Source organism: Collinsella sp. wc0583, from assembly GCF_046116915.1.
Classification (GTDB): Bacteria; Actinomycetota; Coriobacteriia; order Coriobacteriales; family Coriobacteriaceae; genus Collinsella.
On record NZ_JBJXBN010000002.1, the window covers coordinates 1 to 12,339 of the forward strand.

Annotated in this window: 10 protein-coding genes and 2 tRNA genes; all 12 read right to left on the reverse strand. The window is 57.4% G+C overall.

Annotated features, from left to right (window positions below; genetic code table 11):
- Nucleotides 1-630: 630 nt before the first annotated feature.
- Nucleotides 631-703, reverse strand: a tRNA-Lys gene (locus tag ACKUUJ_RS01735).
- A 28-nt stretch (nucleotides 704-731) separates the two neighbouring features.
- Complete coding sequence (locus ACKUUJ_RS01740; protein ID WP_409064462.1) at nucleotides 732-2,012, reverse strand: aminopeptidase; 1,281 nt, start codon at nucleotides 2,010-2,012, stop codon at nucleotides 732-734.
- A gap of 89 nt (nucleotides 2,013-2,101) precedes the next feature.
- Nucleotides 2,102-2,677, reverse strand: coding sequence for a hypothetical protein (locus ACKUUJ_RS01745; protein ID WP_118079980.1), 576 nt, complete (start codon nucleotides 2,675-2,677; stop codon nucleotides 2,102-2,104).
- Nucleotides 2,678-3,556 carry a phosphoribosylaminoimidazolesuccinocarboxamide synthase gene (locus ACKUUJ_RS01750; RefSeq protein WP_349074458.1) on the reverse strand — a complete coding sequence of 293 codons (879 nt, stop codon included), beginning with the start codon at nucleotides 3,554-3,556 and terminating at the stop codon, nucleotides 2,678-2,680.
- 117 nt (nucleotides 3,557-3,673) lie between these two features.
- Nucleotides 3,674-5,239, reverse strand: a complete 1,566-nt coding sequence (locus tag ACKUUJ_RS01755) for a sensor histidine kinase (RefSeq protein WP_409064463.1) — start codon at nucleotides 5,237-5,239, stop codon at nucleotides 3,674-3,676.
- 11 nt (nucleotides 5,240-5,250) lie between these two features.
- The gene (locus tag ACKUUJ_RS01760) at nucleotides 5,251-5,973 is read right to left on the reverse strand and encodes a response regulator transcription factor (protein ID WP_118079985.1); all 723 of its coding nucleotides are present in this window, start codon (nucleotides 5,971-5,973) and stop codon (nucleotides 5,251-5,253) included.
- A gap of 152 nt (nucleotides 5,974-6,125) precedes the next feature.
- A complete protein-coding gene (locus ACKUUJ_RS01765; protein WP_409064464.1) occupies nucleotides 6,126-7,337 on the reverse strand; it encodes a hypothetical protein in 1,212 nt (403 codons plus the stop codon).
- On the reverse strand, nucleotides 7,337-7,600 hold the full coding sequence (locus ACKUUJ_RS01770) for a TIGR03905 family TSCPD domain-containing protein (protein ID WP_349104435.1): 264 nt from the start codon (nucleotides 7,598-7,600) through the stop codon (nucleotides 7,337-7,339). The genes ACKUUJ_RS01765 and ACKUUJ_RS01770 overlap by 1 nt, the downstream gene beginning before the upstream one ends.
- Nucleotides 7,601-7,713: 113 nt before the next feature.
- Complete coding sequence (locus tag ACKUUJ_RS01775) at nucleotides 7,714-9,363, reverse strand: GGDEF domain-containing protein (protein ID WP_409064465.1); 1,650 nt, start codon at nucleotides 9,361-9,363, stop codon at nucleotides 7,714-7,716.
- A 139-nt stretch (nucleotides 9,364-9,502) separates the two neighbouring features.
- Nucleotides 9,503-10,345, reverse strand: coding sequence for a substrate-binding periplasmic protein (locus ACKUUJ_RS01780; protein ID WP_409064466.1), 843 nt, complete (start codon nucleotides 10,343-10,345; stop codon nucleotides 9,503-9,505).
- Between the two features lie 138 nt (nucleotides 10,346-10,483).
- Nucleotides 10,484-11,830, reverse strand: coding sequence for an adenylosuccinate lyase (gene purB, locus ACKUUJ_RS01785; protein WP_117803432.1), 1,347 nt, complete (start codon nucleotides 11,828-11,830; stop codon nucleotides 10,484-10,486).
- Nucleotides 11,831-12,124: 294 nt separating this feature from the next.
- Nucleotides 12,125-12,199, reverse strand: a tRNA-Gly gene (locus ACKUUJ_RS01790).
- Nucleotides 12,200-12,339 lie beyond the last annotated feature (140 nt).

A 12,339-nucleotide genomic window follows, 5' to 3' on the forward strand; every position in this document is an offset into this window, starting at 1 on the left:
AATGGTTCGATGTCTGCCCGGATGCGACACTGAAGTAAGTGTCCATCCTCGCAGTATCCGGTTCTCAAGGTGCACGCTTTGCGGCTGATCCGGTCTCACCGGGCCGCGCGGCAAGGAGATATATTGCCAGACCGGAGGGGCCCCGTGGGCGGGAATCTGGCACTCCATATTTTGTTCACAAATGAATCGATCCTTCAGTTGTTCCACTGAAGTCATGTCTGAAGCATCGGCTTCTGGTATTGGCGATGACCAGCTGGTTTATAGGTGTTGAGGCGTCGGCCATCTCTGCTGGGCTACTTTACTCTAAAGACATTAGGTTTTGGTTTCCTGTCGGTAAAAGGCTGGTTTTGGCCGCCAGGCGTCCTTATATATAGAGAAGATCTGGTTCGAACCCGCGTCGCGACAACAAAAAAGCGACCGGCATCCGCCAGTCGCTTTTCTATTCTATGGTGGGCCGTCAGGGGTTCGGGCCCGCTGCGCGGGCGACCGCTGCGGCGCTTTCGCGCCTTGCGCGCTGCGCTGGCAAACGCTCGCGCGTTTCCTCAGCTCCGCGCCCTTTCGGGTTCGAACCCATGAAGGGGCGACAAAAAAGACGGCCAACCGAAGTTGACCGCCTCAACAATCTTTGGGTGGGCCGTCAGGGGTTCGAACCCTGGACCTTGGGATTAAAAGTCCCCTGCTCTGCCAGCTGAGCTAACGGCCCGCGGGTGGCATTGTACCACGGTCTGGGACTATTCCCAACTCCATTGGCCGTTCTGGAAAATCACAACTTCGCGTCCATCGGGCGTAATGCCTACAATATCGATGTCGTCCGTGCCAATCATAAAGTCGACGTGCGTGCTCGAAACGTTGACGCCATGCTCAATGAGCTCCTCTTTGGACATATCATATCCACCCTCAATGCACTCGGGGAAGCCGACTCCCAGTGCAAGATGGCAGCTGGCATTCTCGTCATAGAGCGTGTCATAGAACAGGATGCCGCTTTCGCGAATCGGCGTGTTCTTGGAAATGAGCGCAACCTCTCCCAGATGAGCAGCGCCCTCGTCAGTATCGATGATACTTGCGAGTGTCGCCTTTCCCACACGGGCGTCGTAATCCACCACACGACCGTTCTCGAACTTGATCCAAAAATCGTCGACCTTGTTACCGTGATGGATAAGCGGCATTGCGGAATAGACGATTCCGTCAGCACGCATACGATCGGGCGAGGTGAAGACCTCCTCGGTGGGGATGTTAGGGAAGAAGGGGTGACCGTCGGGGGTCTCGCCCTTACCGCCGGCCCACTCATGCCCCTTCGTCATACCAATTACCAGGTCGGTTCCATTCGAAGCGGTATAGCGCAGACAGTCAAAACGATTGTCGTTTAGGAAGCGCAAGTTCTTTTCGAACGCCGCGTCATGAAGCTCCCAGTCGCTCTCCGGGTCCTGGCCATCGGCGCGAGCGGTGTGCAGAATCGCATTCCATAGTTTATAGATTGCAACCTCATCGGCGTCTCCCGGGAACACCTCGCGCGCCCAAGCCACGACCGGAGCGCCGGCGATGCACCACGGATTGATGTTGTAATCCAGTCCACGGCGGAAAACTTTGCACTGCGTATTCCTCGCCTTGGATGCCGCGGCCGGCTTGGCTGGATCGATGCCCTTGAGGGCTGCAGGATCCGCACCCTCAATAAAGATAAAGCAGGCACCGTCCTGGGCCAGGGAATCCAGCTGCAGGCGCTTCCACTCGGGCGTCTGCTCAAAATAGCTTTTATCGACATGCTCGTACGTGAACCTCGTCACGGCGTCATCGGCCCAAATGACCGTCACGTGACCAGCGCCGGCGGCATAAGCCTCCGCGACCACCACGCGGGCAAAAGGCGCGCACTCGACCGGAGACTGAACGACGACCTCCTGGCCGGGCTTGACGTTTACGCCCTTGCGGACGACCAGGCGCGCGTAGTTTTTAATCTTGGGCTCCAGGGCCTTCATGCCCTCCAAAGCCTCTTCGACCGTTAGGGCAGCTCGAATCATGTGCCACTCCATCTATCTATAGAACAGTAAAAAGGCGCGCCGCAAAAACGACGCGCCTTATATCTTAGCGATATGTATGGATACAAACGCTACTTCTTCTTGGAGTCCTTCTTGTCCTCCTCGGCAGCCGAGCGCTCGATAAGAGCGTTGAGCTTGTTCTCGGACATGCCCTCGGCCTGCGCGCGGTACATGTTGCGCAAGGGACGAATACGAACGAAGTCGTAGATAAAGTCACCCAGGATGATGACATAGGACAAAACGATGCCGACCATCTGAACAGGACTGGACACCGTGCCGCCGGGAGCGAAGTAGAGCGAAGCCCAAATTGCCACGACGAGTACCATGCCGATGGCGAGCACGGCCCACCAGATACGACGGCGCTTGGTGTAGTCCTCATCCTGCTTGAGAAGAATATTCGACACCGTATAGATACGATCCTCGCGAGCACGCTGCTTGGCCTTGCGGGCGCGCTTCTCCTCCTTGGAAAGGCCTTCCAGGTTTTCACCCTTCTCGAGCTCTTTGCGGCGAGCTTTAGACGAAGCCGGCACGACGCGAACGGAGCTCGCTGCTTGGCGGGCGGGTTTAGCAGATGCGGCGGACTTGCGCGCAACCCCGGTAACCTCGTGGGATTGCGTGCGCTTGTTCGTGGCGCTACGGGTACTCACTTATGCGTTCTCCTTCATGCTTGTGAACTGGGAGCCCGTGATGATCTGGAAGGCCTCGCGATAGCGCTCGGACGTGCCATCGATGACCTCGGCGGGCAGATGCGGGGTCTCCCCCGTCATATCCCAGTTGGCCTTGAGCCAATTGCGGACGAATTGCTTGTCGTAGCTAGGCTGGATCTTGCCCTCCTCGTAGCTGGCAGCAGGCCAGAAACGACTGGAGTCGGGCGTGAGGCACTCATCGATTAGCGTGACCTTGCCATCGATGACACCAAACTCGAACTTGGTGTCGGCGATGATGATGCCACGGGTCGCTGCATACTCGGCAGCAGCCTTGTAGATCTTGAGGGAAAGGTCGCGAATCTGCGTGGCGATGTCCTCGCCCACGATCTCGCAGCAACGCTCATACGAGATATTCTCGTCATGGTCACCGATCTCGGCCTTCGTGGACGGCGTGAACAGCGGCTCGGGAAGCTTGGAAGCCTCCGTCAGGCCCTCGGGCAGCTGAATGCCGCAGACGGTACCGTTCTCGTCGTAGGTCTTCTTGCCCGAACCGGTCAGATAGCCGCGGACGATGCACTCGATAGGAATCGTCTGGGCCTTCTTAACCAGCATGGCGCGACCAGCGAGATAGTCACGATACTCAGCAAACTCCTCGGGGAAATCCGCCGGGTCGATGGAAACGAGGTGGTTAGGAACAATGTCGGCAAACTTATCAAACCAAAATGCCGAGATGCGGTTGAGCACCTCTCCCTTAAACGGAATCTCGTCGGGGAGAATAAAATCGAACGCAGAAATGCGGTCGGTGGCGACCATCAGCAGGTTTTCACCGGCATCGTAGATATCACGAACCTTGCCACGGGAATCCGGACGACGCTCCATCGTTGTCACGTGAGTCACTCCTTACCTAAATACGACAGAAATGCGGGTTTCTTCCCGCACGTTTTCGCAAACACGGAACGGCAGGGACGGGACCCTCCTTCACCGAATAGCGAAAAGCTAGTGCTCCATTGTAGTAGATGCCGCGTCCGCCGTGTGCTCGCGGGGCAGATGAATCGTAAAAGTCGTACCCTTTCCAAGCTCCGACTCCACGGATATGTAGCCATGGTGACGCTCGACGATCTGCTTGGTCACGGCGAGGCCAACGCCCAGGCCGCCAGCTTCGCGGGCGCGGCTGGCATCGGCGCGCCAAAACCGCCCGAAGATGCGCGACAGATCGTCCTTGGCAATACCGATACCGGTATCCGAAACGGCAATACTGACATGCTTGCGGTCACTGAGCACCGACACCACGACCCAACCGCCCTCGGGGGTGTAGCGCATGGCGTTGCTCATGAGGTTGATGACACATTGCGTGATCATGTCGGGATCGGCCTCGACGACATCGTCGTGACCCTGGGTCTCGTCCGCAAAACGCAGGCGCAGATCGCGGTCGACAAACAGGCGCTCCTGGGCATTAACGATGGAACGCACGAAAGGAACCATGTCCACCGGCTCAAGGTTGAGCGGAGCCGTGCTGTTTTCCATACGCGACAGGTCGAGCATCTGCTGCACCAGACGAGCCAGGCGACGCGTCTCGGAAGCAACGGTCTCCAAATGCTCATCGTCGGTGGGATACACGCCATCCTGCATGGCCTCGACCGTTGCGAGCATGGCCATAAGCGGCGTGCGAAGCTCGTGTGCAACGTCTGAGGTCAGGCGCTTCTCGTGCTTCATATCCTTCTCGAGCGAAGTGGCCATCTCATCGAAGGTCTCACCCAGCTGATCGATCTCGTCATCACCGCGCAGTCCCGTGCGAGCCGACAGGTCGCCGTCACGGATTTGCTTTGCGGTACTGGTGATGCGATGAATCGGCTTGGTGAGCATGCGCGACACGAGCGATCCGATAACGACCGAGATGCAGACTGCAACAACCGCGGCGAGGGCCATGGCGTTAAAGGTCTTCTCCCTAAACGCAGAGTCAGCCTTGGTGAGCAGAGCGTCGGAGCCGATGGCCCACAGCTTTACCTGTCCGACATGCTCGCCGGAAGACGTTATGATTTCGACGTTGGCGACGCTATCGGAGTCGGTGGGCGCCGACGAGACCGGGCTATGCGAGGCCTTTTTACCGCTCGAGCTGCTCGACGGTGATTCGCTCTCGCGCACATCGGCGGTCGCACTTGCCGAAGGCCATGAGTCGTCATAGACGACAACGCCCTTTTTGTTGACAACCTGCATACTCAGGTCGTCGGACACCAAGCTCGATGTCGCGACCGTGCGTAGCTCGCCCGCAGTCCAGTTGCCGTTTTCCTCGTACGACGTCGCAAGCTTTTCGGCGGCAGAATTGGCAATCTCGACGATATTGGAGCGCGTGTAATCCGAAAAGACGGTACCCCACACAACGGAGACAACGCCCACCAGCACCAATACCGTCATGAGCGACGTCAGGGCAAAAGCCAAGGCCATGCGCGAGGGATAGCTCATCGCTGGCCGTGAATCGGAACGAGGCGTGTTCCAACTTGCCTTGGAACCCGCCTCGTTCTCCTGCTTATGCTTTTGCCCAATTTCAAAGCGCGCAGGTGTCATATGTGATTTCCCTATTTCTCGTCCGACTTATCGGTCTTGGCCGGAGCCTCGAAGCGATAACCGACGCCGTGAACGGTGTAGAGCCACTTAGGCTTCTTGGGGTCGTCGCCCAGCTTGGCGCGAAGGTTCTTGACGTGACTGTCGATGGTGCGCTCGTAGCCCTCAAAGTCATAGCCGAGCACCTTCTCGACCAGCTCCATACGGTTATAGACGCGACCGGGATGGCGAGCAAGCGTGGTGAGCAACTTAAACTCGGAAGCAGTCAGGTCTACTTCCTTGTCCTCGACCAAAATCTTGTGTCCTGAGATATCGATGACCAGATCGCCAAAGTCGAGCACCTCAACGGCGGGCTCGTCTGCCTGGTGAGCACGACGGAACAGGGCGCGGACGCGGGCGACGAGCTCACGCGGCGAGAACGGCTTAATCAGGTAGTCGTCGGCACCAAGCTCAAGGCCGATGATGCGATCCTCGATCTCGCCCTTGGCCGTCAGCATAATGATGGGGACATCCGAGGTGTCGCGAATGGTGCGGCAAACGCGCTCGCCGGGAATCTTGGGGAGCATAAGGTCGAGCACAACCAGGTCGAACTGGTGCTTCTCGAACTCCTCGATCGCAGACTGGCCGTCGCCGACGCCAACAACCCAGTAGCCCTCGCGCTCGAGATAGGCAGCGACAGCGTCACGGATTGCCTTCTCGTCCTCGACCAGCAGAATCTTTTTTGCATCTGAAGCCATAACACGGCCCCCCTGTCTCAATTAGCTAAGAACAAGCCCATTTTAACGCACCTATGCCCACCGAGCACCGCTACAGTGCGGCGGCTCGGCGGGCGGCACTCACAATTACAACGCGTTTATTCCCCCGTTGGCGCCCTTTTAACCCCTCGGCGCTAAAGAGAGAACAGGCGGGCGGTAACCGTCTCGGGAATTCCTTGGCTATTACGCACCGTGGCATAGGTTAAAAACGTATTCGATTTACCCGCCGTAGCTGGATAATCGCCATATTCGAGAGCGCGGTCGGGCGACAGCAGCGAACCATAGGTTTTGGCGGAGGTATCGATCAGAAAATGCGATGCCTGAACCTTAACCAGATATTTGCCTTTTCTGCCGGCAGCACACGCAAGCGGCTCGCGCGACAGGAATAGGAACGTCCCGTTCTCGTTACCGATATAGGTGCCCATGTTGCCTAGGCTCCCCACGCCGTTATAGGTGGCCTCGATGGAGAACACAAACGTGTCGCCCATATATACGGCCTCGAAGGGAGACACCGATGAGGGAAGGACCAGCTGAGCCCTCTTGGTATTGTTGCCGTCCGTCAGGTCGATCGCCGTCATGCCGTAGTAGACGCCCTCGTCGTTGCGCACACGCGGGGAAATGGTCAAGATGCCGTCGCTCACACGCGGGGCGGATGCGAAGCGGCCCGTCGACTTCCAAATAGTCTCAGGCTTGGACTCGTCGAGCGAGCGGCGGTAGCAATACGAGTCATGACTCGTCTTTTTGCCGCCCGCCGAAGGCATCTTGTACCAAATGACGGACGATTCGAACGCCGTAAACAGCGGCGGGTCGTAGTCCTTGCCGCCTCGGTCGAGCTCGACCACATCGCCGACAAGCGACGCACCTGCCCTATTTTGCGCATAGAGCTTCCATGATGCATTCGCAAAGTTCATCTCGACCCAAGCAAATACGCCATCGCCGGCGCGGACATCGTAAAACGAATACCCCGCACCTTCGACGGGGTCCTCGATGAGCGTTGTGAGTGAACCGTCACCCAAGTTGAGCACACCGAGCGTGTTGGCATGCCGCGCCGATGCGGGCGCCAACATCGCCGCGGCGTAATCGCCGTCGCAGTAGTACAGCAGCGTACCCAGAGGCAATGTCCATGAAGCTGCAGGCTCGAGGTCGATTTCGACGGCCTCGTACTCATCCGTAATCGAGACAATCTTTGAATCGTCCTTGATAACCTGCGGCTCGCCGGCGGCATCATCGCTGGTGCCCGTTTTTTTCGAGCATCCGGCAAGCACCGTGGCAGCGCCCGCGGCAGCTCCACCGAGCACAAAGCCGCGACGCGATATTCCGTTCTTGATGTGATCGACGATACCCATTAGGCAATCTCGGCGCGTGCGGCCTCGATAGCGCGCGTAAGCTGATCGGCGCAAGAGGTCTTTTTCATACCGCAGGTATTACCGGCGAGAACCTCGATCACGCGGTCGGCGGGAGCGCCCTCGACCAGCCTGGAGATGGCCTTGAGGTTGCCATCGCAGCCGCCGGTAAACTCCACGCCTAGCACTTTGCTGCCGTCATCGGAAAGATTGAGGTGGATATTGCGAGCGCATACACCCTGAGGCTTGTAGTCAAAACTAATCATTGAGATCCCCTCTCAGAAAGAAATTTCAGACGTCTATTATCCCCGCCTGGACCGACTTATTATCGCAAGCACCGATTCAACATCCTACGATGCTTGGACTAGTGGGGGCAAGATTAGCAGTCCGCACCCTGTACGTGAACCATGCGCTTCTCCCGATACATATTGTGGTCGGCGACGCGATATACATCGGCCAGCGTATTTCCAGCCGTCTCGACGGTCGCCACGCCAATCGATGCGCTGACCGTCAGGGCCTCATCGCTTACCGCGGCAAGACCGAGACGAAGATCCTGTTCCAGTCCAAGCGCAGACTCGTTGTCAGTATGGGGGCAGACCAGCAAAAACTCGTCGCCGCCAACGCGCATCGGCAGGTAATCCGCACCAGCCACCCGTCGCAGCACGGACGCCGTCCGTCGCAGCAGTTCATCCCCCATCTCGTGACCATAGATGTCGTTGGTCCGCTTGAGATAATTGCAGTCCACCATAATCACGCTCACTGGCAAGCCCTCGTTTACCAGGCTATCTCCGCGCGATTCAAGATAGTTGCGGTTGCGAAGCCCCGTCAGTTTATCTTGGTATGACAGCTCCTCGGCATGCTTGACCATCGATATGTTGTGCGTCGCCACGACGACCGACTCAAGCCGGCCTTGCTCATCGCGATGCTGGGGGACAACCTGTAGCGAGTACCAAGCGCCTCGACAATCTCGCACCTCGGCAGCCAAGTACGGTACGCCCTCCATACGTTCACGAAGCGTACTTATATCTACGAGTTCCACAACCGCGTCGCGGCTTTCGGGGCTCACGATATCCCGGCAGACCGTGTCCATAAAGTCATATGCCTCGTTGTGCTCGGCAAATATCTTTGCTATCGCCGGCGACATATTGATTCCCTCGATCTCGAGGGTGTCGAGATGCAAAAGGAAGGTCGAATCGTAGATGGCGCTTATGGCATTGATAATGCCGAGCTGTTTATCCTTTTCGACCAAATTGCGGTGGTCAACGATATTTCGAGCCAACAGTACCACGACCCAAAACGCAAGGCATACCAAGACGCCGACGGCGACAAATGAAATCCTGTCAGACATGACCTCAGATTTGGGATATAGCGCAAACAGGCGGTAGTCCTTATATGCCGCACGCACGGCGTACCATTTGTCTCCTCGATATTCGATGGGCGTCAGGCCGTCGTCTTTCCACTCAACCCCTGCACTGGTGAGGAGTCGGGCGAGCGACACGTCAGCATCGGCACTGTTGGATGAGACAATCTCCGCATCCTCCATAACAAGCACCGTGGGGCCCTGGTGGAAGGTGCTGTTCGAAAGCACGTCGGCTATGGCATATGAATAGTCGTCCGCCGTATCGGGAACAAATGAGCGGTATGCCAGGGCAACGCCGTCGCCATACGGGACAGCACAGACGGCAAAAACGACACCACGGCGCTCAACGACAGTTGAGTAGGTCACTTTGGAACCTTGATACATCGATGCGACCGGCGAACAGGCCAGCTCCTCTCGCCACAACATGAGCGGATCGCGACCATCGATGTCGTAGTGGGCAGCCATATGGCCATCGGAGTCCATGACCATCAACCCCGAAAGGTTCTCGGCATGGACAAATTGCTCGATAAGGTCGTTGTTAACCTCAACGCGATCAGAGGACAGGAACGTCGCAAACGATTCGACCGCGGCGAGCAAATCGTGCGTCTCCTCGGCTTTTCTCCCCTGTTTGTAGCGGTCATATTTTTCGCAAGCGTTTTCCAAAAACACCATGGTTTCTTGGCCAAACCCAAGCGTTTTTTCGAGGCAGCAATGGGTTCCAACCGTATACAACAAGCCTAACAAGACAGCGCTGACAATAACGCCGATAGCTATGACGGTCAGAGTCTTTCGACGCAAGCGGTGCTCATCATTTGTCATGATTTGCTCCTTGCCCGCCTGTCGTCGCTCCTGTCTTGTAATTGCCCACAATACGGTCAATCGTGCCATCTCGATCCATGGCAAACAATGCAGTATTGAGATCCTTTACGATCGGTCCTTCATAGCTGTCATCAAACGCGACGCCCAGATCGACCGTCATAATGTTGTCGGCGAACACGCGGTAAAGGCCGGGATACTGGGCGACAAGTCGGTCAAGCGGCTGAACGTCCGCCATCCAACAGTCGACATACCCTTTGGCAAGGGCGGCTTTGCAGAGCTCGGCAGAACCATACGATTTGATTTGCACGTCCGGCGAGATTTCCAGATCCCCTGCGAGCAATCGGCGTTCGCTCAACGAGCCCGCAATCACCGCGATGGTCTTGCTTCCATCGAGATGCGCCAAGGACTTGATGCCACTCGTTTTCTTGGCGACAACCGAGACCGTCACGGTTAGATACGGCTCGGTCCAGTAATACTTATCCTCGCGATAACAAGGAGAATAATCACACCACAGGCAATCGATATCACCGTTTTTGAGCAGCCGGTCGCGATCGTTCCAGTCAATATCGACAAACTGTGGCTTAATCCCCGCACGCTTGCAGGCCTCGCGGGCGATGTCGATATCGATACCGGCGTAATCGCCCGTGGTATCGACATACACATAGGGGTCGTTATCCGTAACGCCGATTTTGAGTACCGGGAGATTTTTGTCGGCTTCATTCGAGGAGGAAGAACTGCTTCGAACGGTATACGTCAGGGCGCCCGCACAGGCGGCAACAAGGAGCATGAGCGTAAACGAGACGATGGCGGCTCGCTTGGTGCGTCCGGGCACGCGCCTCCCTTCATCGAAACAGCAGTCGGATTTCATTGTATACCCGGGGCTGATGCGGCAATAAAAAAGCGCCTCACCCAAAATGGGCAAGGCGCCAAAGATTGAAATGCATCCGCAAGCGGTCGAATTAGGTCAACCCTACTCGAAGCTCAACTGCTCCAGGCGATCGAAGACCGTATCGATACGGGTGAGGAAGTCCCACGGATCGAAGATTTCGTCGAGCTTCTCCTGGCTGACGGTGCAGCGCGGATCGGCCTCGAGACGCTCCTTAAAGGTGGGGCCGGAGACACAATCCTGCACCTCGTGCCAGGTGGCCATGGCGTTTTCCTGCACGATAGCGTAGGCGTCCTCGCGGGTGATGCCCGTATCGACGAGGGCAAGCAGCACCTTGGAGGAGAAGATGAGGCCGCGGGTCTTGTTGAGGTTGGCCATCATGCGGGCCGGATACAGCTGCAGGCCGTCGATAACGCGAATGAGGCACTGGAACATGTGGTCGAGCGCGATGAAGCTATCGGCCTGGGCGACACGCTCGGCGGAAGAGTGCGAAATGTCGCGCTCGTGCCACAGGGCAACGTTGTCAAAGGCGACCTGAGCGTTGGACTTCACGACGCGCGACAGGCCGCAGACCTTCTCCATGGTGATGGGGTTGCGCTTGTGCGGCATGGCGGAGCTGCCTTTTTGGCCCTTGCGGAAGGGCTCCTCGGCCTCGAGCGTATCGGTCTTCTGTAGGTTGCGGACCTCGGTCGCGATACGCTCGCAGGTGGCCGCTGTAGTGGCAAGCACGCCGGCAAGGTAGGCGTGGTGATCGCGGCTGATGACCTGCGTGGACAGCGGGTCGTGGACCAGGCCCAGGTGCTCGCAGACGTACTCCTCGACGAACGGCTCGATGGAGCTGTAGGTGCCGACGGCACCGGAGATGGCACCGAAGGCAACGTTCTTGCGGGCGTCCTCAAGACGATCGAGATCGCGCTTGAGCTCCCATGCCCAAGAGCCAAACTTCATGCCGAAGGTCATCGGCTCGGCATGGATGCCATGGGTGCGGCCGGCGCAGAGCGTATTGCGCTCCTCGAAGGCGCGACGCTTGCAAATCACACCGAGCTTCTTAACGTCCTCGATAATCAGGTCACACGCCTGAGTAAGCTGATAGCACAGAGCCGTATCACCCAGGTCGGAGCTGGTCATACCGTAGTGGACCCAGCGGCTAGGCTTGGGCTCGCCCTCGGGAACATCGGCGTCGATATATTCCTTCATGTTGGTCAGGAAGGCGATGACATCGTGGCGCGTGACCTCCTCGATCTCGTCAACCTTCGCCTTCTCGAAGTTGGCGTGGTCGCGAATCCACTGGGCCTCTTCTTTGGAAATACCGATCTTGCCGAGCTCCGCCTGAGCCTCGCAGGCCAGGACCTCAATCTCCTGCCAAATGGCGTACTTGTTCTCGAGGGAGAAGATGTGTCCCATCTCCGGGCGGGTATAGCGATCGATCATAGCGGCTCCTTTTTGGTTATTGGCACGTTGGTCGTAACCCAACCATTGTACCGTGCGCGGGTGCGAGTAGCGATAACGGGCATTAACCTAACATTTTGCCGCAAGAGCGGCCATGGGGACGTCCGCGTATTTGCTTCGCAAATCCGCACCGGCTTTAGGCGCCTGCCGGCGCCTTCGCCTGCTCGCTACAAACGCTTCGCGTTTGCTTTACGCTCGCACCCTGGCGGGTTCGAGTCCCGGCACTTTATTGAAAAAAGCACGGCACCGTAATGGTGCCGTGCTTGTGCTTTTAACTGGAGCGGGCAACGGGACTCGAACCCGCGAGTGTCAGCTTGGGAAGCTGATGCCTTACCACTTGGCGATGCCCGCATATGTGGGGGATAGTATAACGCGGTTGTCTTGTTCGATACAAGGGTGACGATACTTGTTTTAGCTGTGGAGAATCCTCCTAAAAATAGGCCAATTGTGTAGATGAGGACCTGTAGGCTCTTTTATTTACCATTGTCTAC